22 protein-coding genes are annotated in these 22,398 nt (G+C 69.5%); 9 read left to right on the top strand and 13 right to left on the bottom strand.

Annotated features, from left to right (window positions below; all coding sequences use genetic code 11):
• Nucleotides 1-79: 79 nt before the first annotated feature.
• From IE246_RS15095 to IE246_RS15115, 5 genes are all read right to left on the bottom strand, one after another.
• Nucleotides 80-871, bottom strand: coding sequence for a 2-keto-4-pentenoate hydratase (locus IE246_RS15095; protein WP_189991058.1), 792 nt, complete (start codon nt 869-871; stop codon nt 80-82).
• 273 nt (nt 872-1,144) lie between these two features.
• Complete coding sequence (locus IE246_RS15100) at nt 1,145-2,779, bottom strand: ABC transporter ATP-binding protein (protein ID WP_189991060.1); 1,635 nt, start codon at nt 2,777-2,779, stop codon at nt 1,145-1,147.
• 38 nt (nt 2,780-2,817) lie between these two features.
• On the bottom strand, nt 2,818-3,591 hold the full coding sequence (locus IE246_RS15105) for an ABC transporter permease (protein WP_189991062.1): 774 nt from the start codon (nt 3,589-3,591) through the stop codon (nt 2,818-2,820).
• A 92-nt stretch (nt 3,592-3,683) separates the two neighbouring features.
• Nucleotides 3,684-4,625, bottom strand: coding sequence for an ABC transporter permease (locus IE246_RS15110; protein WP_189991064.1), 942 nt, complete (start codon nt 4,623-4,625; stop codon nt 3,684-3,686).
• A 169-nt stretch (nt 4,626-4,794) separates the two neighbouring features.
• The gene (locus tag IE246_RS15115) at nt 4,795-6,378 is read right to left on the bottom strand and encodes an ABC transporter substrate-binding protein (protein ID WP_189991066.1); all 1,584 of its coding nucleotides are present in this window, start codon (nt 6,376-6,378) and stop codon (nt 4,795-4,797) included.
• 383 nt (nt 6,379-6,761) lie between these two features.
• Here IE246_RS15115 and pseB point away from each other — a divergent pair, with 383 nt between their 5' ends.
• Together pseB and IE246_RS15125 are read left to right on the top strand one after the other, a co-directional pair.
• On the top strand, nt 6,762-7,784 hold the full coding sequence (gene pseB / locus IE246_RS15120; protein WP_189991068.1) for a UDP-N-acetylglucosamine 4,6-dehydratase (inverting): 1,023 nt from the start codon (nt 6,762-6,764) through the stop codon (nt 7,782-7,784).
• A 33-nt stretch (nt 7,785-7,817) separates the two neighbouring features.
• Nucleotides 7,818-8,321, top strand: a complete 504-nt coding sequence (locus tag IE246_RS15125; protein WP_189991070.1) for a thiamine pyrophosphate-binding protein — start codon at nt 7,818-7,820, stop codon at nt 8,319-8,321.
• Between the two features lie 65 nt (nt 8,322-8,386).
• Here IE246_RS15125 and IE246_RS15130 read toward each other — a convergent pair whose 3' ends face one another.
• The 3 genes from IE246_RS15130 to dctP all read right to left on the bottom strand — a co-directional run bounded on the left by IE246_RS15130 (nt 8,387) and on the right by dctP (nt 11,525).
• Nucleotides 8,387-9,763, bottom strand: a complete 1,377-nt coding sequence (locus IE246_RS15130) for a TRAP transporter large permease (protein WP_229837208.1) — start codon at nt 9,761-9,763, stop codon at nt 8,387-8,389.
• The gene (locus IE246_RS15135) at nt 9,756-10,346 is read right to left on the bottom strand and encodes a TRAP transporter small permease subunit (RefSeq protein ID WP_189991072.1); all 591 of its coding nucleotides are present in this window, start codon (nt 10,344-10,346) and stop codon (nt 9,756-9,758) included. The genes IE246_RS15130 and IE246_RS15135 overlap by 8 nt, the downstream gene beginning before the upstream one ends.
• A gap of 132 nt (nt 10,347-10,478) precedes the next feature.
• The gene (gene dctP, locus IE246_RS15140; RefSeq protein ID WP_189991074.1) at nt 10,479-11,525 is read right to left on the bottom strand and encodes a TRAP transporter substrate-binding protein DctP; all 1,047 of its coding nucleotides are present in this window, start codon (nt 11,523-11,525) and stop codon (nt 10,479-10,481) included.
• A gap of 281 nt (nt 11,526-11,806) precedes the next feature.
• On the opposite strand from dctP, the gene IE246_RS15145 reads away from it, so the two are divergent.
• Nucleotides 11,807-12,394, top strand: coding sequence for a thiamine pyrophosphate-dependent enzyme (locus tag IE246_RS15145; RefSeq protein ID WP_229837209.1), 588 nt, complete (start codon nt 11,807-11,809; stop codon nt 12,392-12,394).
• On the opposite strand, the gene IE246_RS15150 is transcribed toward IE246_RS15145, so the two are convergent.
• The gene (locus IE246_RS15150; RefSeq protein WP_229837211.1) at nt 12,391-12,603 is read right to left on the bottom strand and encodes a DUF2842 domain-containing protein; all 213 of its coding nucleotides are present in this window, start codon (nt 12,601-12,603) and stop codon (nt 12,391-12,393) included. The two genes, IE246_RS15145 and IE246_RS15150, sit on opposite strands and share 4 nt — an antisense overlap.
• Before the next feature lie 96 nt (nt 12,604-12,699).
• Here IE246_RS15150 and IE246_RS15155 point away from each other — a divergent pair, with 96 nt between their 5' ends.
• From IE246_RS15155 to IE246_RS15170, 4 genes are all read left to right on the top strand, one after another.
• Nucleotides 12,700-13,965, top strand: coding sequence for an MFS transporter (locus IE246_RS15155; protein WP_189991078.1), 1,266 nt, complete (start codon nt 12,700-12,702; stop codon nt 13,963-13,965).
• Complete coding sequence (locus tag IE246_RS15160) at nt 13,962-14,432, top strand: GNAT family N-acetyltransferase (RefSeq protein WP_189991080.1); 471 nt, start codon at nt 13,962-13,964, stop codon at nt 14,430-14,432. The genes IE246_RS15155 and IE246_RS15160 overlap by 4 nt, the downstream gene beginning before the upstream one ends.
• A gap of 68 nt (nt 14,433-14,500) precedes the next feature.
• Nucleotides 14,501-14,737: a type II toxin-antitoxin system Phd/YefM family antitoxin gene (locus IE246_RS15165; protein WP_189991082.1), complete on the top strand. Its 237-nt coding sequence runs from the start codon at nt 14,501-14,503 to the stop codon at nt 14,735-14,737.
• Entirely contained in the window at nt 14,737-15,120 is a 384-nt protein-coding gene (locus IE246_RS15170; protein ID WP_189991084.1) for a type II toxin-antitoxin system VapC family toxin, read from the top strand. The genes IE246_RS15165 and IE246_RS15170 overlap by 1 nt, the downstream gene beginning before the upstream one ends.
• A 29-nt stretch (nt 15,121-15,149) precedes the next feature.
• Here IE246_RS15170 and IE246_RS15175 read toward each other — a convergent pair whose 3' ends face one another.
• The 3 genes from IE246_RS15175 to IE246_RS15185 form a co-directional block, all read right to left on the bottom strand.
• A complete protein-coding gene (locus tag IE246_RS15175; protein WP_189991086.1) occupies nt 15,150-16,097 on the bottom strand; it encodes a dimethyl sulfoxide reductase anchor subunit family protein in 948 nt (315 codons plus the stop codon).
• A gap of 13 nt (nt 16,098-16,110) precedes the next feature.
• Entirely contained in the window at nt 16,111-16,920 is an 810-nt protein-coding gene (locus IE246_RS15180; RefSeq protein WP_189991089.1) for a 4Fe-4S dicluster domain-containing protein, read from the bottom strand.
• A 187-nt stretch (nt 16,921-17,107) separates the two neighbouring features.
• The gene (locus tag IE246_RS15185; protein ID WP_189991091.1) at nt 17,108-19,987 is read right to left on the bottom strand and encodes a molybdopterin oxidoreductase family protein; all 2,880 of its coding nucleotides are present in this window, start codon (nt 19,985-19,987) and stop codon (nt 17,108-17,110) included.
• A gap of 126 nt (nt 19,988-20,113) precedes the next feature.
• Here IE246_RS15185 and IE246_RS15190 point away from each other — a divergent pair, with 126 nt between their 5' ends.
• Nucleotides 20,114-20,452 carry a P-II family nitrogen regulator gene (locus IE246_RS15190; RefSeq protein ID WP_189991093.1) on the top strand — a complete coding sequence of 113 codons (339 nt, stop codon included), beginning with the start codon at nt 20,114-20,116 and terminating at the stop codon, nt 20,450-20,452.
• A gap of 151 nt (nt 20,453-20,603) precedes the next feature.
• Nucleotides 20,604-21,695, top strand: a complete 1,092-nt coding sequence (locus IE246_RS15195; protein WP_189991096.1) for a TauD/TfdA family dioxygenase — start codon at nt 20,604-20,606, stop codon at nt 21,693-21,695.
• Between the two features lie 171 nt (nt 21,696-21,866).
• Here the strand turns inward: IE246_RS15195 and IE246_RS15200 are convergent, their stop codons facing one another.
• Nucleotides 21,867-22,361: a universal stress protein gene (locus IE246_RS15200; protein WP_189991098.1), complete on the bottom strand. Its 495-nt coding sequence runs from the start codon at nt 22,359-22,361 to the stop codon at nt 21,867-21,869.
• Between the last annotated feature and the right edge of the window lie 37 nt (nt 22,362-22,398).

A 22,398-nucleotide genomic window follows, 5' to 3' on the forward strand; every position in this document is an offset into this window, starting at 1 on the left:
CTCCTTGTCGTCATTCCGGAGCGAACCGCCGCAGGCGGGACGCATCCGGAACCCACGAAGCGACGGGCCGGACCGGTGGCTACCCCCCGAACGCCACCTCGATCGTTCCCAGCACGCCGAAATCGCCGTGCAGCCGGTCGCCGGGCCGGATCGGGATCGGCACCACGCAGGTGCCGGTGGTGACGACCTGGCCGGCGGCGAGCGCGATGCCCTGGCCGGACAGCTCGTTGACCAGCCAGGTCAGCGCCACGCGGGGATCGCCGAGCACGTTGGAGCCGACGCCCGGGTGCTCGCCGGTCCGCGGCATGGTGCCGAGCACCCGGTGCGCCGCCAGGTCGATGGCTCGCCAGTCCGCGGTCGTCGGCGCGCCCAGCACGAAGTCGCGGGCGCAGGCGGCCTCGGCGATCAGTTGGGCGGCGCCGGCGGTCTCGAACCGCTCGAACCGGGAATCCGGCACCTCGACCGCGGGGTGCAGAGCGGCGACCGCGTCCAGCACCTCGGCTCGGTCGTAGGGGTCGGCGCGCGGCGGCAGGTCGCGGGCGAACCGGAACGCGAACTCCAGCTCGGCCACCAGCATGCGGTTTCCGGCCAGCGAGACGGTGGCGCCCGGTGCCTGCACCCGTTCGGCCAGGATGCGCCCGGCCAGCGGCCCGTCGACCCCGATGTGCTTCTGCCCGGCGACGCTGGTGGCGGCGATCTTCCAGCCGTACGGCGGCTGGGCGGTGAAGCGCTCCAGCCCGGCCTGCACCTTGTAGCCCTGGTCGCGGGTTTCGGGGCGCAGCCCGTCCGGCAGTGCCGGCATCGCGGTCCCGGCCTGCCAGTGCTTCCAGATCAGGTCGGCGGCCTCCTGCACGCGTGCCGGGTCGAGCATGGTCGGTGTCTCCGTGAGGGTCGGTCCGCCGCACGGGGTAGCAGGATCCCCCGATTCTCGGAAGACTGCGCGTGACCGGTTGCCTTCCCCGCCAGCCATTTCTCCCCGCCGTCATTCCGGAGAGACGCGCAGCAGCCCGGCTCATCCGGAACCCGCGAAGCGACGGGCGCAGGTGGCGGCCGGTGGGTTCCGGATGCGTTCCGCCTCCGGCGTCCCGCTCCGGAATGACGACAGGAGTGGGGCGGTCGATGCGCGTCCTCCGCCCCGCCCCCGCTACTCCGCCGCCCGCACCCCGCCGAACTCGTACCCGCGCCCGGGGGCGGCGTCGAACAGGGCCTTGGTGTAGTCCTCGCGCGGGTTGGCGAAAACCTCGGCGGTCGAGCCTTCCTCGACCACCTTACCCTTGTGCATCACCATGATGCGGTCGCAGATCTGCGCCGCGACGCGCAAATCGTGGGTGATGAACAGCACCGCCAGGTTGAACCGCTTGCGGACGTCGTCGAGCAGTTCCAGCACCTGCGCCTGCACCGAGACGTCGAGTGCGGAGACCGCCTCGTCGGCGATCAGCACGTCGGGCTCCATCGCCAGGGCGCGGGCGATGCAGATGCGCTGGCGCTGGCCGCCGGAGAACTGGTGCGGGTAGCGGTCGACGGCGTCGGGCTCGAGCCCGACCAGGGTCATCAGCTCGCGCGCCTTGGCCAGGGCGTCGGCTCGGCTGACCCCGAAGTTCATCGGCCCCTCGATGATCGACTCAGCCACGGTCTGCCGCGGGTTCAGCGAGCGGTAGGGGTCCTGGAACACGATCTGCACGCGCTTGCGGTGCTTGCGCAGCAGCGAGGCCGACAGCTTCGCCACCTCGGCGTCGTGCAGGTAGATCTCGCCCTCGGTCGGGTCGATCAGCCGGACCACGCAGCGCGCCACCGTCGACTTGCCGGAGCCGGACTCGCCGACGATGCCCAGGGTCTCGCCCTTGCGCACCACCAGGTTGACGTCGGTCGCCGCCTTGACCGTGCGGTCCTTGCGGAAGAACCCGCCGCCGCCGTAGGTCTTGCCGAGGCCGCGGGTCTCCAGCGCCACCGGCGCGTGGTGCAGCGGCGCGCGCGCCGGCGGATGCAGGCTCGGCACCGAGCCGATCAGCATCTGGGTGTAGGGATGGCTCGGCCGCCGCAGGATCTCGTCGGCGGTGCCGCTCTCCACCACCCGGCCGCGCTGCATCACCACCACGCGGTCGGCGATGTCGGCGACGACGCCGAAGTCGTGGGTGATGAACAGCACGCCGGTGCCGCGCCGCTCCTGCATCTCCTTGATCAGCTTCAGGATCTGCGCCTGGGTCGTGACGTCGAGCGCGGTCGTCGGCTCGTCGGCGATCAGCAGCGCCGGGTCCAGCACCAGGGCGCAGGCGATCATGATGCGCTGGCGCTGGCCGCCCGAGAGCTGGTGCGGGTAGGCGTTCAGCATGGCCTTCGGGTCCGGCAGGCGGACCAGGTCCATGATCTCCAGCACCCGTTGCTCGCGCTCGCCGCGGTCCAGGCTGGTGTGGATGTCCAGCACCTCGCCGATCTGGTCGCCGACCGTCATCACCGGGTTCAGCGCCGTCATCGGCTCCTGGAAGATCATCGACAGCCGCTCGCCGCGCATGGCGCGCAGCTCGGCCGCCGACTTGGTCAGCAGGTCGGCGCCCTCGAACAGGATCTGGCCGGCCACCGGCCTGAGCTGCTGCTTGGGCAGCAGGCCCATCACCGTGAAGGCGGTGACCGACTTGCCGGAGCCGGACTCGCCGACGATGCAGACGATCTCGCCGGCACCGACGGTCAGCGACACGTCCTCGACCGCGTGGCGCCGGTCGGCGCCGTCCGGCAGCCGGACGGTCAGGCCGCGGACGTCGAGGACGGTGCGTCGCTCGGTCATGGGCCCGTTCGTGGGCCCGGTCATGGGAGCGCCCCCGGTCATATGCGCCTCGCCAGTTTCGGGTCGAGCTTGTCGCGTAGCGCGTCGCCCAGCACGTTGACGGCCAGGATGGTCAGCGCCAGCGCCACGCCCGGGAACAGCACGATCCAGGGCGCCAGCGGGAAGAACAGCCGGCCCTCGGCCATCATGTTGCCCCAGCTCGGGACCTCCGGCGGGGTGCCGGCACCCAGGAACGACAGGAAGGATTCGGTCAGCATCGCCGAGGCGCAGACATAGGTGGCCTGCACGATCAACGGCGGGATGGTGTTCGGCAGGATGTGCTTGCGCAGGATCTTGGTGACCGGGGTGGCGACCGAGATCGCCGCCTCGACATAGGGCTCCTCGCGCACCGACAGCACCACCGAGCGCACCAGCCGCACCACGCGCGGGATCTCCGGGATGGTGATGGCGATGATCACGGTGACGATGCTGGCGCCGGACAGCGAGACCAGCGCGATCGCCAGCAGGATGCCGGGGATCGCCATCAGCCCGTCCATGACCCGCATGACGATGCCGTCGAGCCAGCGCACATAACCGGCGACCATGCCGATCAGCAGCCCGAACACCACCGACAGCGCCGCCGCCGAGACCCCGACGGTCAGCGACACCCGGGCGCCGTAGACCACGCGGCTCCAGACGTCGCGGCCGTACATGTCGGTGCCCAGCCAGAACAGCTCGCTCGGGTGCTTGAGGCGGTTGACCGGGTTCAGCGCGATCGGGTCGCTGGTCCCCAGCAGCGGCGCCAGGATGGCGGCGGCGACCACGACGATCATGACGGCCGCGCCGATGATGCCGATCGGATGGCCGGCGAGCAGGGACCACGGCCCGGAACGGCGGCGGCTCCCCGCGGATGACGTTTGCTCGGTCAATACCGGATCCTCGGATCGAGCACCGTGTAGACGATGTCGATCAGCAGGTTCAGAAGGATGTACAGGAACGAGAAGAACAGGATCAGGCCCTGGATGATCGGGTAGTCGCGCTTCAGGATCGCGTCGACCACCAGCCGGCCCAGCCCCGGGATGTTGAACACGCTCTCGGTGATCACCACGCCGCCGATCAGCGCCGCGATGCCGAGGCCGATCACCGTGACGATCGGCACCGACGCGTTGCGCAGGGCGTGCACCAGCAGCACCTTGCTCTCGACCTGGCCCTTGGCGCGGGCGGTGCGGATGTAGTCCTCCTCCAGCACCTCCAGCACGCTGGCCCGGGTGATGCGCGCCACCAGAGCGATGTAGAACGCCGACAGGGCGCCGGCCGGCAGCGCGATGTGCCGGAAGAACAGGCCGATGCCGTCGGCCGGGCTCTTGTAGCCCTGCACCGGCAGCCACTTCAGCTCCAGCGAGAAGCCGTAGACCAGGAAGTAGCCGAGCACGAACACCGGCACCGAGAAGCCGAGCACGGCGACCACCATCACCGTGCGGTCGATCCAGGTGCCCGACTTCCAGGCCGCCACCGCACCCAGCGGCACCGCCACCAGCACCGAGAACACCACGGTGGTCAGCGACAGCATCAGGGTCGGTTCCAGCCGCTGGCCGATCAGCGTGGTCACCGGCAGGTTCGAGAAGATCGAGATCCCGAGGTCGCCCTGCACCAGGCGGCCGATCCAGCTGACGAACTGCAGCGCCACCGGCTGGTCGAGGCCGAGCTGCGCGCGGATCCGGGCGATGTCGGCCGGGCTGGCGTAGTCGCCGGCGATCACCGTGGCCGGGTCGCCGGGCGACAGCCGCAGGATCATGAACACGACGAACGCCACCACCAGCATCACCGGTATGGTGGCGACCGCTCGTCGGCCGATGAACATCCACATGGTCGAGAGTGCCTTTCGGGTGGTCGGTCTCGGATCGGCGGCAAGTCTACAGCCGATCGGAGGGGCGGGTGGACCCGGGAGACTGCTTAGCGCCTCCGGGATCCACCCGCCACTCCGGACGACGGCGGTGCCGGCTCCGGCGGCCGGGGCCGCCGGAGCCGAACGCTCGTCACACCGACATGTTCCAGAAGAACTGGACCGGGGACTTGATCATCCCCTTCACGTTCTCCCGATAGCCGCACGGCACGAAGAAGGTGCCGACGTTGGCATGGGTGCCGATCTCGATCGCCCGCTTCTGGATCTGCTTGGCCAGATCCTTCTGCGCGGCCGGATCGCTGGTGAACGCGAACTTGTCCCGCAGCTCTTCCATCTTGGCGTCGGTCGGCCAGCCGAACCACGCCTTCTCGGTGCCGCCGCCGGACAGGCCGACCGCGGCGATCGGGTTGACCAGATCGCCGCCGATCCACCACGTGTGGAAGACGTTCCAGCCGCCGTTTTCGACCGGGTCCTTCTTGGCCCGGCGCGAGGTCAGGGTCGACCAGTCCATCGCCTGGATCTCGACCTCCATGCCCATCGACCGCATGGTCTCGGCGGCGACCAGGCTGAACGCCGAGGTGATCGGGATGTCGGTCGGCTGCATCAGCACCACCTTGGTGCCGTCGTAACCGCCCTCGGCCAGCAGCTTCTTGGCGGCCTCGATGGTGTGCGGCCGGATCATGTCCAGCCCGGCGTCGTTCTCGAGCGGCGAGCCGCACGGGAAGTAGCTCTCGCAGACCTTGTAGAAGTCCGGGTTGCCGACGCCGGCCTGCAGGAACTTCTCCTGCTGGACCGCGGTGATCACGGCACGCCGGATCTCGGGCTTGTCGAACGGCTTAAGCAGGTGGTTGAACCGCAGCATGCCCTGGCTGCCGAGCGGGTCGAGCACCTCGACGGTGATGCCCGGGGTCTGGCCGATGATCGGCGCCAGGTCACCCGGGACCTGCTCGTAGTAGTCGACCTCGCCGGAGATCAGCGCGTTCATCGCGGTGGTCGGATCCGGGATGTACAGCCACTCGACCCGGTCGACCTTGGCGACCTTGCCGCCGGAAGCGGCGCTCGCCGGCTCCTTGCGCGGCACGTAGGCCTCGTTCTTGGCGTACACCACCTTGGAGCCAGGGACCCACTCGTCCTTCAGGAACTTGAACGGGCCGGAGCCGATGACCTCCGGAACCTGCTTGAACGGGTCGGTCTCGGCCAGCCGCTTCGGCATCATGAACGGCACGTTCGACGAGATCTTGCCGATCGCGTCGAGCACCAGGCCGAACGGCTTCTCGAGCTTGAGCACGAAGGTCTTGGCGTCGACCGCCTCCAGGCTCGCGGTGTACTGCATGAGCTTCTGGCCCATGCCGTCGCGCTTGCCCCAGCGCTTCAGCGAGGCCACGCAGTCCTCGGCGGTGACCGGCGGGCCGTCGTGCCAGGCCAGGCCGTCGCGCAAGGTGAAGGTCCAGGTCAGCTTGTCGTCGCTGACGTTGTAGGTCTCGACCATCTGCGGCCGCGGGGTCAGGGTCTCGTCCATCGCGAACAGCGTGTCGTAGACCATGTACCCGTGGTTCCGCGTGATGTACGCGGTGGTCCAGATCGGGTCGATGTTCTTCAGGTCGGCGTGCGGAATCACCCGCAGGACCGAGCCGGCGGCGCTTGCCGATCTCGGCAGCGACGCGACGAAGGGGGCGGCCAGCGCTCCTCCGACGAAGGCTCGACGACTGAACTTCATCCCTGCTCTCCTTGCTTCTTAGCCGGTGCGTCCGACCGTCCCCTTCGGGAGGCAACCGGCGCCGGCCCGGTTTCGCAATTCGTATGCCATCCGCAATGCCCGCGGAACACCGTGGATTCTGGCGTTCTGGGAGACAATCCGACGGGCCTTCCGCTCCGCGTGACCGTCAATCGGGCGATCGGGACAGGCATATGCCCAAGAGACCGGCAATCCGGAGACCGGCCATGAGACCGCCCTTCGAACTGCCGTGTATGCAATCGAGCGCCCACGGGACCGGAGCTGTCAACCGCCGCGCTTCACAATCCGCGGACGGCGCGGGACAATGGCGGCGATTCGGGCGCGGGCGCCCGGCCGCAAACCGCGCGGGCGCGACACGGGGTCACATGGCGATCCGACAGTTCGACACCGGCTTCATCGACCTGAACGGCAAGACGGTGCTGGTCACCGGCGGCACCGGGTCGTTCGGCCGCCAGTTCATCCGCACCGTGCTCGGTCGCTTCAAGACCCGGCGCTGCATCGTGTTCTCGCGCGACGAGCAGAAGCAGTACGACATGGGGCAGGACATCTCGGACGCCGAGTTCCGGGAGATCCGCTACTTCATCGGCGACGTCCGCGACGTCGACCGGCTGGAGATGGCGATGCGCGGCGTCGACTACGTGGTGCACGCCGCCGCCCTCAAGCACGTGCCGACCGCCGAGTACAATCCCTTCGAGTGCGTGCGCACCAACGTCGACGGTGCCGAGAACGTGGTGAAGGCGGCGATCCGCACCGGCGTGCAGAAGGTCATCGCGCTGTCGACCGACAAGGCGGCCAACCCGATCAACCTGTACGGCGCCACCAAGCTGGCGTCCGACAAGATCTTCATCGCCGCCAACAACCTGTCGGGTGCCGGCGGCTGCCGATTCTCGGTGGTGCGCTACGGCAACGTCATCGGTTCGCGCGGCAGCGTCATCCCGTTCTTCAAGAGGCTGGTCGCCGACAAGAAGGACAGCCTGCCGATCACCGACCCGCGGATGACGCGGTTCTGGATCACCCTGCAGCAGGGCGTCAACTTCGTGCTGTCGTCGATGGAGCTGATGCACGGCGGCGAGATCTTCGTGCCGAAGATCCCGAGCATGAAGATCGTCGACGTCGCCTCCTGCATGGGCCCGGGCCTGCCGCACGAGGTCGTCGGTATCCGGCCGGGCGAGAAGCTGCACGAGGTGATGGTGCCGGAGGATGACGCCCGCACCACCGTCGAGATCGACGACCGCTACATCGTCCTGCCGGCCTTCACCGACGGCCCGATGCGCGACTGGACGGCGCGCGGCGCCCGGCCGGTCGATCCGGAGTTCCGCTACGCCAGCGACAGCAACGACGAGTGGCTGAGCGCCGGCGAGCTGGCCGGCATGGTCGGCGAGCTGTAGGTGCCGGCCGACCCAGCCCCCTCCGCCGGGCCCGTGCCCTGGCAGGACCAGGTATTCGGCCTGCTGAAGGCGGCCGGCATTACCCAGTTCGCCTATGTCCCGGATGCCGGGCACAAGCGCCTGATCGAGCTGGCGCTGGCCGACAACGAGGTCCATGCGGTGTCGCTGACCACCGAGGAGGAGGGCGTCGGCCTGCTGGCCGGGGCCGACCTCGGCGGGCAGCGCGGCGTCCTGCTGGTCCAGAGCAGCGGCGTCGGCAACTGCGCCAACCTGCTGTCGCTGGTTACGCTCGGCCGGTTCCCGTTCCTGTGCCTGGTCAGCATGCGCGGCGACTTCGGCGAGGGGAATCCGTGGCAGTATCCGGCGGGTCGGGCGGTCGAGCCGATCTTCCAGGCCATGGGCGTCCGGACCGTGCGGGTCGACCGCGCCGAGGACGTCGCCGGCGTCGTCTCGGCGGCGATCGCCCAGGCCTTCAAGGGCAACTGCCCGACCGCGGTGCTGCTGACCCAGCGCCTGCTCGGCGCCAAGGCGTTCTAGGGGCGCCGACGGACACCCGATACCTGAGCTGAACGGCTGACCCGGGGGATGGCGGGCGCGAACCCCTACTTTCCCGAGAACAGCAGATCCGGCAGCCAGAGCGCGATCGACGGGAACAGCACGATCAGGAACAGGCCGAACAGCTCGACGACCGTGTAGGGCCCGACCGACCAGTAGATGTCCTTCATGGTCAGGTGTCGCATCGACGGATCCGCCTGAGTCACCGATCTCAGATAGAACAGGTTGAACCCGAAGGGCGGCGTCATGTAGCTGATTTCCATCATCACGACGAAGAGGATGCCGAACCACACGGGGTCGAAGCCGTGCGCGTTCACCAGCGGCAGGAACACCGGCAGGGTGATCAGCATGATTCCGACCGGATCCAGCACCATGCCGAGGAAGAACAGCACCGCCATCATGAACAGCAGCGCCCCCCAGGCGCCGCCCGGAATCTGTTCCGTCAGGCCGGTAATGAAGCCCTCGGCGCCCATCGCCGTGTAGGCCGTCGAATAGGCATGGGCGGCGAACACGATCCAGGCGATCAGGGTCGTCAGGCGGAAGGTGCGGATCGAGGCTTCCCGAACCAGCTGCACGTCGAGCTTGCGGTTCACGGCGCTCGCCACCAGGGCGCCCAGGACACCGACCGCTGCCGCTTCGGTCACCGTCGCCAGGCCGGTGAAGATCGCGCCCAGAACCATCACGATGATCATGATCGGCAACAGGACGGACCGGAGAGCGGCGAACTTCTCCGACCAGCTTCCCCGATCGTCCGCCGGGAGCGACGGTCCCAGCTTCGGCTGCACCCAACAGCGGATGCCGATGTAGAAGGAGACCAGCACGAACAGCAGGAGGCCGGGTCCGACGCCCGCGGCGAACAGCTTGCCGACCGAGACCTCGGTGATCAGCGCGTAGAGCACCATCAGGATCGACGGCGGGATCAGGATGCCCCAGCCGCCGCCGGAATTGATCGCACCGAGGGCCAGCCGCGCATCGTAGCCGCGCGAGAGCATCTGCGGCAGGGCGATGGTGCCCATCGTAACGACGGCGGCGCCGGAGATGCCCGACATGGCGGCGAAGATCGTGCAGATCAGCACCGTGCCGATGGCCAGGCCACCGCGCAGCCCGCCCCACCAGAGGTGCATCATCCGGTAGAGCGCGTGGGCGACACCGGATCGCTCCAGCACCATCGCCATGAAGACGTAGAGCGGGATCGCGATCAGCGCCGACGTCTCCATCAGGTCCCAGATCTTCGACGCGACCAGGTAGAGACCGTCCGATGCCGGGTTCGCCTGGAACTCGACGAAGATGAAGATGACGCTGAGGCCGCCGAGGACGAAGGTCAGCGGCACGCCCAGCAGGATGAACAGGAACAGCAGGCCGAAGAACAGGAACGTCTTCCACTCAATGGCCAGGGCCGCGTAGGCGGCGACCATGTCAAGCATCGACCTTGTCCTCCGCGCCGTCGGTGACGGGACCGTAGGCGGATTCGTCGACCTCGATGCCCATCACGATCATCACGTCCGCCGCCAGCTTGACGATCCCCTGCAACAGCAGGAGGACCGTCGCCACGACGATCAGCCATTTCGACGGCCAGAGCGGCGCCTTCCAGACAGCGAGCTCGTCGACCTCCCACTTGCACCAGGGCGGGACGCCCTCGGTCATGCACACGGACTGGGCGGCCATGTCGTAGGCGTTCGGCAGCAGCACGATCATGAAACTGAAGAACAGAAACGACGTCGCGATATCGACCGCCGCCTTCCGCTTCTTCGAAAAGGTCGCGTAGAACAGGTCGACGTTGACGTGCTCGCGCCGGGCCAGCAGGTAGCCGCCGCCAATGACCGCGTAGACGCCGAAGATGAGCCGGGACGCCTGTTGCGACCACGAGATCGGCGCACCGACCACCTTGCGCATGATCACGTCCATCAGCAGAAGAATGAAGAGGATCAGGACGGCCCAGTTGATGACCCTGGCGATCCAGAGGTTCGTTGTGGTGACCGCCCGGGCGATCGCCGTAATGGCGCCCATGACACTATCCGTTCTGTTCAGTGTACGGAGGATCCGCCGGCGTGACGCCCGGCCGCATGACCGGGCGCCGCGCCGCCGAAGCGGGCCGGAGCGGATCCGCGCCCCGACCCGGTCGATCCGGCGGAGTCGCGATCAGGCGTAGCCGAGCACCTTGAGGAACTCGACCAGCATGTCCGTGCCCTTGGCGGCGTTGCCGCCCTTGGCGCGCTCCGCCTCGAGGATGTCGCGCGAGGCGGCGGCGAACTTGTCGAGGACGCCTTGCGGGAACTGCTTCACCTGGACGCTCTGCTCGGCGATGCCGGCGGCCAGCGCCGTCATCTCCTTGTACTGATACTCGGCGCACCGCTTCCAGAACCGGGTTTCCAGATGCGTCATCAGTGTGAACCGCAGATCCTCGGGCAGCGCATCGACCGCCTTCTGGTTCATGATCAGCGTGTCCATGGCGAGGCCCATCGTCGGCTTCATGTGGAACTTGGCGACCTCCCACAGGGACATGGACTTGGCGCCCTGCGCCGCGCCCCAGTGCGCACCGTCCACGACGCCCGAGGCCAGCGACTGGTAGAGTTCCGGACCCGCAACATATTGCGGTGCGGCGCCGGCGGCCTCCAGGTACTTGAGGTAGGAACCGGAGGAGCGCAGCTTCATGGCCGAGAAGTCGTCGGCCGTCGCGATCTCCTTGGAGACCACGAGCTCGGTCGGATAGACCTTCTCGGCCCGGCTCACGACGCCGTGGTAGGCCAGCTCCTCGTTGAACATGGCTTCCGCGCCCATGTTCTTCAGGTAGTGCTGGAACTCCCAGGGCTCCCGGAACGTGCCCGGCACACCGAGGCACAGGCCCGCCATCGGGGCTTCGCCGAGGATGTAGCCGGGCGAGATGGTGCCCATCTCGACCACGCCCTTCTTGACGATCTGGAAGATCTCGGCGCCCTTCGCAAACTCGCCGGCTCCGTGAAGGTTCAGGGTGAACCGGCCCTTGGTGATCTCCGCCAGTTCGTCGGCGATGACCTGCAGGCTGTCGCCGTAGGAGGCCGAGGCCTTCGGCCAGTGCGACTGCACCTTCCAGGTCACCTTTTCCTGCGCCCGGGCCGAACTGGAGCCGATGAATGCAGGTGCGGCGACCAGCGCGGCGCCGGTGGCGAGCGCCGTGCGGCGCGACAGCCCGTGTCTACTCGCAGTCATGACATTCCTCCCATTGTTGTGTGGCACCTGGCAGCGTGCCGTCGCCGTTTATTGTGATTTGCGGTCTCACGACCAATTGGCGGCAGCCCATGATGACCGGGCCGAAGTGGTTCGGCAAATATGCGAGTGCGGAGGAGGGGCAGGCCGTACAAGAGAGAGCAGCGGACAGGCCATCATGATGGTCCGATCCTGGGTCGAGATCGGTATTCCGTTTGCCGGAACAAGCGCTAGACTCTCGCCATCGGGCCCACCCCTCGTTCGCGGACCAGGTGACCATGGCGATGGACTACGTTCTCGACCGTCGGGTCGCGGTGCCGGCGCTGGTCGGCGACCCGGACGACTTCCTGTTCGTCACCGGGCTCGGCGGCACCTCGCGCGACATCGGCCACCTGACCGGCGACGGTCCCAACCTGTTCGCGCTCGGCGGCGCGATGGGGGCGGCGCTGTCGACCGGGCTCGGGCTGGCGCTGGCCCGGCCCGACCGCCGGGTCATGGTGGTGACCGGCGACGGCGAGCTGCTGATGGGTGTCGGCACGCTCGCCACCATCGCGGTCCTGGACCCGGCCAACCTGTCGGTGCTGTGCGTCGACAACGGCCACTACCTGGAGACCGGCGGCCAGGTGACCCACACCGGCCGCGGCACCGACCTGGAGGCGATGGCCCGCGGTGCCGGCTTCAGGATCACGGCCAAGGTGGCGTCGGAGGCGGACATCGAGCATGGCCGGGCCATCCTGCGCGACGCCAGCGGCTGCAGCTTCGTACTGGCCCGGGTCGCCCCGACCGAGCCGCCGAGCGCCAAGCGCGACATGGACGCCGGCGCCGCGCGGCTGCGGATGAAGGCGTTCCTGGCGGAAGGGAAGCCGGCCTAGCTCTCGCCGTCGTCGCGCCTGGCCCAGCCCATGATCCAGACCGCCGGGAAGATCCACAGCAGGCCGGCCGCCAGGTAATAGACCGCCTGCAGCAGGGCGTTGTCGGGCAGCGCGCCGCCGAGGGTGGCGGCAGCGACGGCATAGAGGGCGAGGCCGACCAGGATGGCCAGGCCGCCGATGGGGGTGCGCCAGCGCATGGCGCCCGGCATAGACGAGCCGCCGTCCGACCGCAAGGAGTCGCTTGCGGGGTAGGCACGGACCCCGCGGCGTGATAGCGCAGCCCGACGGGTGCGCGGAGGACCGACATGCCAAGCCCCTTTGCCTCGATTGCGTCCCTGCTGCTCAGTGTCGCCCTGCTGCAGAGCGCCAACGGCCTGTTCAGCTCGCTGCTCGGCGTCCGTCTCGGCATCGATCCGGAGTTCTCGGCCAGCACCGCCGGCCTGGTACTGTCCGGCTATTTCGTCGGCCTGGTGCTCGGCTGCCTGATCTGCGGCCGCATCATCGAGCGGGTCGGCCACGTCCGGGCGTTCGCCGCCCTGGTCTCGATCGTGTCGGCGACCGCCGTCGGCCACGCCTTCGCGGTCGAGCCGGTCTACTGGTTCGTGCTGCGCGTCATGTTCGGGTTCTGCATGGCCGGCGTGTACATGGTCGCCGAGAGCTGGATGAACGGCGCCGCCTCGAACGCCACCCGCGGTGCCCTGCTGTCGATCTACATGGTGGTGCAGTACGGCGCCATGGGCGCCGGCCAGTTCCTGCTGAACCTCGCCGACCCGGCCAGCTTCGTGCTGTACGGCGTGGCCTCGATCCTGTTCTCGCTGGCGCTGGTGCCGCTCACCCTGGCGCGCTCGGCGGCGTCGGGCGAGGTGGCGCCGTCGGCGCTCGGCTTCGTCGCGCTGTACCGGATCTCGCCGCTCGGCATCGTCGGCAGCTTCGGCAGCGGGATGCTGGCGGGGGCGGTGTTCGCCACCGCGTCGGTCTACGCCACCACCATCGGCATGGAGGTGTCGCAGGTCGCGATCTTCGTGTCGGCCGGCATCCTCGGCGGGCTGGTGATGCAGTGGCCGCTCGGCAAGCTGTCGGACCTGTTCGACCGCCGCACCGTGCTGACCGCCTCGCTGTTCGCAGCGGCGGCACTGGGCGCGGTGCTCGCCTTCGTTCCCGGCCTCGGGTTCTGGCCGTTCGTGATCCTGGCCGGCGCCTATGGCGGCGTCGCGGTGACCCTGTATTCGATCGCGGTGGCGCACGCCAACGACCACATCGACGCCGCCGACCTGGTGGCCGCCAGCGCCGGCCTGCTGCTGGCCTACAGCCTGGGAGCCGTCATCGGGCCGATCGCGGCGACCAACGCGATGGGGCTGGTGGGGCCGTGGGGGTTCTACGGCTTCGGCACTGCGGTGGCACTGGCGGTCGGGCTGTTCGCGGTCTGGCGGATGACCCGCCGCGCGGCGCCCGAGGACCAGGCGCCGTTCGTCGCGATGCCGCGCACCAGCCCGGTGGTGTCCGAGCTCGACCCGCGGGCCGAGGCGCCCGGGGAAGACGACGCGACCACCAGCCAGACGAGCCCGGCATGACCGCCGCGACCGCGACGATCGACTTCCAGCCGGCCACCGAGGACGATTTCGAGCGGCTGCTCGACCTCCGCATCCGGGTCCTGCGGCCGCATCTGGAGCGGGTCGGGCGGTTCGACCCGGAGCGGGCCCGGCGCTACTTCCGGGCCGGCTACGATCCCACCCATCTGCGGCTGATCCTGGTCGACGGCGGGTTCGCCGGCTGCGTCGCGCTCAAGCCGGCCGGCGACGGGCTGGAACTCGAGCACTTCTATCTGGACGACGCGATGCAGGGCCGCGGCGTCGGCGGCGCGGTGCTGGCCCGGCTCACCGGCGAGGCCGACGCGGCCGGCCTGCCGATCCGGCTCGGCGTGCTGAAGGGCAGCCCGGCGGCGCGGCTGTACAGGCGCCACGGCTTCGTGTGGACCCACGACGAGCCGTACGACGACTACTACCTGCGGTCGCCGGGCGGAGATGACACTCGCCCTTGACCAACTTGACCAACAAAATCCGATCCACCATCTTCCATAGGTCGTGAGGCAGTCGGCCGAGGCGGGAGATGACGCAGGTGAACCTGTACGAAGCGAAGACCCATCTCTCGACGCTGGTCGACCGGGTCGCCGCCGGCGAGGAGATCGTCATCGCCAAGCACGGCAAGCCGATGGCGCGCCTGGTGCCGGTGGAAAAGCCAAGGAAGCCGCGCGAGCCGGCCCATGTCATTCAGGTCACGTACATCGCCGACGATTTCGACGAGGTCGATCCGGAAATCGTCGAGATGTTCGAAGGCCGGGACTGATGGACCTTCTGCTCGATACCCATGTGGTGTTGTGGTGGAACGAAGGTGACGCACGCTTGCGGCCGGATGTGCGGGACATGGTCCGCGACCCGGACAACACCATCTACGTCAGCGCCGCCACGCCCTGGGAAATCGCCATCAAGGCGCGCAAGGGGCGGATGGCTTTCCGGGGGCCTCTCGAGCGGCTCATCGAGGGCAGCGGGTTCGTCCCACTGCCGATCGATCCGGCCCACGGCGTGATGGCCGGTTCGCTCGACTGGGACCACGCCGATCCGTTCGACAGAGTGCTGGTGGCGCAGGCGGCGATGGAGAACCTTGTTCTGGTTCACGCCGATCGGGCAATCTGCGACTACGGCAGGGTCGGTCAGATCTGGGCAGCCTGATCCCAGCCGCCTGACCCCAGCCGCCCGATCTACGCCGCCTCGGCGCCGTAGTAGGTGGTCACCACGTGCGTGGCCTCGGCGAAGAACAGCCAGCGCTCGACCACCGCGCCGGCCGAGCCGGCCAGCGCCGCCAGGAACAGCGGGACGACGTCGGCGTCCTCGCCGGCGACCGCGCCGATCAGCAGCAGCACGACCGGTGCGGCGACGCCGACGGCGCCGGCGATCGCCCGCAGCTTGTGGGCGTGTTTGCGGGCGACCCGGTAGCCCATCTCGCGCATCACGAAGTTCTGCGAGGTCGTCGGCGCCTCCAGCAGCCGCACCCGCCCGAGCCGGCCGAGGCCGGTGGCGCTCTCGGCGGTGGCGGCGGGCGCGCCGGAATCGATCGACTGCCAGTAGGCGAGCTTCAGGGCGGCCACCCCGATCCCGGCGACCACCGCCAGCCACAGGAAGATCTGCACGGAGCCGCCGAACGCCGCGGTCAGCAGCGCCATCAACAGCGCCCCGGTGTACAGGCCGATGGCGAGGTAGCCGGGCACGGTCAGCGGGTGGCGCCACTGCCGGATGGTCGGCAGCGAGGCGTAGATCATGCCGGTGCACAGCACGGTAGCGACCGCGCCCAGGCTGGCCAGCAGGCCGAACAGCCCCCAGACGCCGCCGGCGGTGCCGAACACCACCCAGCCGAGCGCGAACAGGCCGGCCGGCAGGTAGGTCGCGACCGCCGCCACGCCCTCGCGCGACAGCCAGGACGAGCGCCACTGCGACAGCGCCCGCCAGGCCCGCTCCGGATGGCCGAGGTGGAAGGTCGAGGCCATCAGGCCGGCGGTGATCAGGCCGAGTGCCACGGTGAAGCCGACCAGCCCGAACGCCAGGCTGGCCGGCACCAGGCCGGCAGCACCGGCGAGGCCCAGCAGGAACAGCAGGCCGTAGCCGGCGCCGGAGGCGGTGGTGAAGAAGATGACGGAGGCGGCGGGATGCATCGTTTCGTCTCCGTCAGCGCGACAGCACGGCGTCGACCCAGGCGAGGAACTTCCCGCCGGTGGTCTGCGGCGCGCCACCCGGCACCGCGTCGGCGGCCTCGGCGGCGAGCTGCTCCAGCCGGCTCGGCGCGCCGGTGGCGCCGCAGGTCTTCTTCTGGGGACGCGGCGGCAGGTACTTGTTGACCGGCTTGTAGCCCATCTCCGGCATCAGGTCGTAGCCGCCGCGCTCTGCGACCAGTTGCGACACCGCGCTGCCGGGATCGCCGAGGTCGCCGAAGTGCCGGGCGCCGGCCGGACAAGTCGAGACGCAGGCCGGCACCCGGTCCACCTCCTCGAGGTTCTCGTTGTAGATCCGGTCGATGCACAGCGTGCACTTCTTCATCACGCCGTCGGCGTGATCGTACTCGCGCGCGCCGTAGGGGCAGGCCCAGGAGCACAGCTTGCAGCCGATGCACAGATCGGCGTTGACCAGGACGATGCCGTCCTCCTCGCGCTTGTAGCTGGCGCCGGTCGGGCACACGGTCACGCAGGCCGGGGTCTCGCAGTGCAGGCAGGACCGCGGGAAGTGCACGGTGCGGCCCTCGGCGCCGTCGCCGACCTCGTAGGTATGCACGCGGTTGAACCACACGCCCCAGGCACCGGCGTCGTCGCCGTCGCTGCTCTCGGTGCCCGAGTAGGCGTTCCAGTCGGTCAGCGGGGCGGAATGGCCGCCGGTGTTCCATTCCTTGCAGTTCACCGCGCAGGCATGGCAGCCGACGCAGATGTCCAGGTCGATCACCAGGCCGAGTTTCCTGGCGGTGGCGGTCTCGGGGAGCGAGGTCATCGGGTGGTCTCCTTCGCCCCGTGGGTTCCGGATCGGCCGCGCCCGAGCGCGGCCGTCCGGAATGACGATGGGAGTGATGGCACGCCATTTCCTTCACCAGTCGTCATTCCGGCCGGAGCGACATCATCGTCGCGGAGAGCCGGAACCCACCCGCCGCCTCGATACGGACGATTGACGATCGTCGGAGTCATTCCGCGGCCTCCTTCGCCCCATGGCGGACGATGGCGGGGGCGCGCGGCGCGTTCGGCGGGGCGGCCAGCGGGTCGAACTGCGGCTCGGCGACGGTGCCGGGAGCGTCGGCGGCGACCTTCTCGATCCGGACCCGCAGATCGTACCAGGCCGCCTGGCCGGTGACCGGGTCGGAGTTGGCGTAGCGGTAGCCCCCCTGCTCCGGCAGCAGCTCGGCGATCAGGTGGTTCAGCAGGAAGCCCTTGGTCGCCTCCGGCGCGTCGGCCGCCAGGTTCCAGGCGCCGCGGCGCTTGCCGATGGCGTTCCAGGTCCACGCCGTGTCGGGGTTCACCCCCTCCATCAGCTTGACCTGCGCCTTGATGCGGCCGTGGTGCGAGGTGACCGCCACCCAGTCGCCGTCGGCGATGCCGAGCTTCTCGGCCCGCTCGCGGCTCATGTGCAGCTTGTTCAGGCCGTGGATCTGGCGCAGCCAGGCGTTCATGGTGCCCCAGGAATGGTACATCGCCGCCGGCCGCTGGGTGATCGCGTGCATCGGGAAGGCGGCCTCGTCGAGCGCCTCGCCCTCGAACGGCGGGTACCAGAACGGCAGCGGGTCGAAGTAGGTGGCGATCCGCTCGCGGTGCTGCTCGGGCGGCTGGACGTCTCCGTGGCCCTGGGCCGCGAGGCGGAAGCGCTGCAGCGGCTCGGAGTAGAGCTGGATGACGATCGGGTCGGCCTTGCCGATCAGGCCGAGCGCGACCGCGGTCTCAAGGTAGTCCTTGTTGCCGTGCTTGAAGTAGCGCTCTTCCGGCTTGAACTCGTGGCGCCAGAAGCACTGGTTGTCGACGTAGCGGCTGAGCTGGTCCGGGTTCGGCTCGCCCTTGCCCTCCTTCGAGCCGTCGGTGCCGCGCCAGCCGGCCAGCGGGCCGATGCCGGGCGAGCGCTCGTGGTTGGCCAGGTAGTCGGGATAGCCGCCGGGATAACGTGGCGAGCCGTCCTCCTTGGTCAGGCCCGGTAGGCCGATCCGCATCCCGAGGTCGATCAGCACGTCCTGGAACGGCCGCACGTCGCGGTCCGGGGCGACGACGGGCTGGCGGATCGAGTCGGCGGCGCCGTCGGCGTCGCAGATCGGCCGGTCGAGCAGCGAGATGCAGTCCCAGCGCTCCAGGTAGGTGGTGTCCGGCAGCACCAGATCGGCATAGGCGATGGTCTCCGACGCGTAGGCGTCGGCGTAGATGATCTTCGGGATCCTGTACTCGCCGGTCTCCGGGTCCTTGTCGGTGAGCATCGCCATGGTGCCGGCGGTGTTCATCGACGAGTTCCAGCCCATGTTGGCCATGTACATGAACAGCAGGTCGACCGGGTAGGGATCGCCGGCCCAGGCGTTGCGGATCACCATGTGCATCAGGCCGTGGGCGGCGACCGGCGCCTCCCAGGAATACGCCTTGTCGATGCGCCGGGGGCTGCCGTCGTCCTCGATCAGCAGGTCCTCGGGTCCGAGCGGAAAGCCGAGCGGCGGCCCGGCCATCGGCGTGTTCGGCTTGACCTGATCGGCCTTGCCGACCGGCTTGACCGGCGGCGGCACCGGCTTCGGGAACGGCGGCTTGTAACGGAACCCACCGGGGGCGTCGATCGAACCGATCAGGACCTGCAGCAGGTGCAGGGCCCGGCAGGTGTGGAAGCCGTTGGAATGGGCGGAGATGCCACGCATGGCGTGCATCGCCACCGGCCGGCCGATCATGCGGTCGTGACGGCGACCGGCCCAGTCCGTCCAGGGCTGCTCGATCACCACCTCCTGCTCGAAGGCGGCGTGGGCGATCTCGGCGGCCAGCCGGCGGATGGTGTCGGCCGGCACCCCGCAGCGCTCGGCGACCGCGTCGGGCGCGTACTCGTCGTCGACATAGCGGTCGTGCAGGAGCTGGAACGCCGGGACCGCGGTGCGGCCGTCGGCCAGCGTGTGCTCGCCGACCAGGGCCGGGGCGACGTCCGGCAGCATGGCGCTGGCCAGCGACCCGGCCTTGCGGTCGAAGCACAGCGGGTTGCCGTCGGCGTCGCGGGCGAACAGGCCGTCGTCGGCGCTGCCGGGCGCCTGGATCACCAGCCAGTGGGCGTTGGTGTAGCGCACCAGGTAGTCCAGATCGACGCGCCGCGCTTTCAGCAGCTCGTGCACGATCGCCAGGATCAGCAGGCCGTCGGTGCCGGGGCGGATGCCGACCCATTCGTCGGCGATCGCCGAGTAGCCGGTGCGCACCGGGTTGACCGACACGAACTTGGCGCCGTGGCCCTTGAGCTTGCCGAGGCCGGCCTTGATCGGGTTGGAGTCGTGGTCCTCGGCGACCCCGAACATCACGAAGTAGCGGGCATGCTCCCAGTCCGGCTCGCCGAACTCCCAGAACGAGCCGCCGATGGTGTACAGGCCGCCGGCCGCCATGTTCACGGAACAGAACCCGCCATGGGCGGCGTGGTTGGGCGTGCCGAAGTTGCTGGCCCACCAGCCGGTCAGCGACTGCGACTGGTCGCGGCCGGTGAAGAAGGCGAGCTTGCGCGGGTCGCGGGCGCGGATCTCCTTCAGCCAGCCGGCGGCGGTGCTGAGCGCCTCCTCCCACTCGATCTCCTCGAACTCGCCGGAGCCGCGCGGCCCGACCCGCTTCAGCGGCTTGGTCAGCCGGGCCGGCGAGTAGTGGGTCATGATCCCGGCCGATCCCTTGGCGCACAGCACGCCCTTGTTGACCGGGTGGTTGCGGTTGCCCTCGATGTAGCGGACCTTGCCGTCCTTGAGGTGGACTTTGATCCCGCAGCGGCAGGCGCACATGTAGCAGGTGGTGTACTTGACCGCGTCGGAGACCGGCGGCGACGGGTCGACGACCTCGCGCACGGTCTCGAAAGGATTGGGGATCATTCGGGCGGACTCCAGACTGGCGAGACTGGAAGGTGCAAGCTGGCCCTCCGCGGGTCAAGTCATGGTGAGGGGCGGGTGTCCGGCGCGAAGCGGTGGGCGCGAAGCCGGGACAGCGAGGAGCAGGCGATGAAACTGGTCATGGCGATCATCAAGCCGTTCCGGCTCGACGACGTCCGGACGGCCCTGGCGACTGCAGGGATCGAGGGCATGACGATCTCGGAGGTGAAGGGCTACGGCCGCCAGGGCGGCCACACCGAGATCTACCGCGGCGCCGAGTACGCGGTCGAGTTCGTCCCGAAGGTCCGCATCGAGGTCGTGGTCGACGACGATCGCGCGGCGACCACGGTCGAGACGATCGCCGCGGCCGGCCGCACCGGGCGGATCGGCGACGGCAAGATCTTCGTGTTCGAGGTTGGCGAGGCCGTCCGGATCCGTACCGGCGAGACCGGCAGCGCCGCACTCTGACCGCCTTGGCCTCGCCGGCGGCCGGGCGTAGGCTGGGCGCGTCCACGGTGCCGAGGCGGGGCCGCGCGACCGGCCGTCGGGTGCAACGCCCGACGCGGAGAAGCATGGATGGCCAGGTGCAACGCCCGGCCCGACCGAAGGGAGAAGCAGCATGTCGACCTCTCCGACCGATTCCCGCGACGCGTTCCTGCGCGATCCGATCGTCGGCCCGGCGGCCTGGTCCGCGCCCGAGCTGGCGGCCGACGGCAGCTGGGTCCAGGCGCTGGACGCCGGCGAGGTGGCGGAGATCGACGCGGCGTTCCGCGCCGCCAAGGCGCGCGGGCTGGACTATGCGACCGTCCGCAAGGCCGACTTCCCGCTGCCGAAGCTGGCCGGCAAGCTGGCGGCGCTGCTCGACCAGCTCGAGAGCGGCCGCGGCGTGGCACTGCTGCGCGGCCTGCCGGTGCAGGACTACGACGACGAGGACCTGCGGCTGCTGTGGGCCGGCATCGGCACCCATGTCGGTCCGCTGCTGCCGCAGTCGCTGGACGGCAAGCTGATCCGCGACGTGCGCGACGAGGCCTCGGGGAAATTCGCCAAGCATGCGCCGTCGACCGCCGAGGGCTCGCTGACCTCGACCCAGAAGGCGCAGTCGAACGGGCCGCTGCGCTTCCACACCGACCGCGCCGACGTGCTGGGCCTGCTGTGCGTCCGGCAGGCCGGTGCCGGCGGCGAGAGCAAGGTCGTGAGCGCGGTGACGGTCCGCAACGAGATCCTGAAGCGCCGGCCGGACCTGCACGACCTGCTGTGCCGGCCGTACTGGCGGACCCGCGAGACCCAGGACGTGGGCGGCGGCCGCAAGGTCTACGCTATGCCGGTGTTCGGCTTCCGCGACGGCCATTTCTGTACCCAGTACTCCCGCACCTTCGTCGAGGAGGCGCAGCGCATCGACGGCGTGCCGAAGATGACCGCGGCGATGGACGAGGCGCTCGACCTGCTGGCCGAGGTCGCCGAGGAGCAGTGCCACACCTTCCGCCTGACCCCGGGCGACATGGTGTTCTACAACAACCTGGTCGTGTACCACGGCCGCACGCCGTTCACCGACGACCCCGCCAGCCGGGCCGACCGGCTGCTGTACCGGCTGTGGTTCGCCCCGGCGAAGACCCGCCCGCTGCCGGAGAGCTACCGCGAGACCTGGGGCTCGACCGAGCCGGGCGCCTACCGCGGCGGCATGATGACCGGCGGCGCCTCGCAGGCGGCGTAGCTGAAACGGCTCATCGCCTGATGCTGCGGCTGGGTTCCGGATCGGTCGCGCTGCCGCGCGTCCGTCCGGGATGAGGCATGTTGGGCCCATCCGATGCCGTCATCCCGGACAGCCGTGCGCCAGCACGGGAGATCCGGGACCCACGGTGCCACGGGCGGCTACCGCCCGGCCTCACGTCAGGGCGTCGATTTCCTCGTCGGTCAGCGAGCCGGGCACGATGGTGATCGGGATGCGCAGGCGCGCCGCCCCCTTGCTCGCCAGGTAGCTGATCAGCGGTCCCGGGTTGTCCGACTTGGCGGCGGCGCCCAGGACCAGGACCGAGATCGACCGCTCCTCGTCGATCAGGGTCAGCAGCTCCTCGCGCGTGGTGCCTTCGCGCAGGTAGATGATCGGGATCGCCCCGGTCATCTCGACGACCTGCTCGCTCATCCGCTCCATCAGCGCCTCGGCTTCCTGCCGGGCCTCCTCGCGCATCAGCTCGCCGACGCCCATCCAGTGCTGGAACTCGACCGGCTCGATCGCCCGGAACAGCGCGACGCGGCCGCCGGTGTGCCGGGCCCGCTGGCCGGCGAACCGGAGTGCCACGCGCATCTCCTCACTGTCGTCGACGACGACGAGGAATACGCGCGGGTGCGCGGACAGGTCTTCGGTTGCGGTGTCGCTCATGCCCCGTTCCGAAACGCCGATCTGCCGTCGTGCTGTT

The sequence above is a fragment of the Thalassobaculum fulvum genome (genome assembly GCF_014652915.1).
Taxonomy (GTDB): Bacteria; Pseudomonadota; Alphaproteobacteria; order Thalassobaculales; family Thalassobaculaceae; genus Thalassobaculum_A; species Thalassobaculum_A fulvum.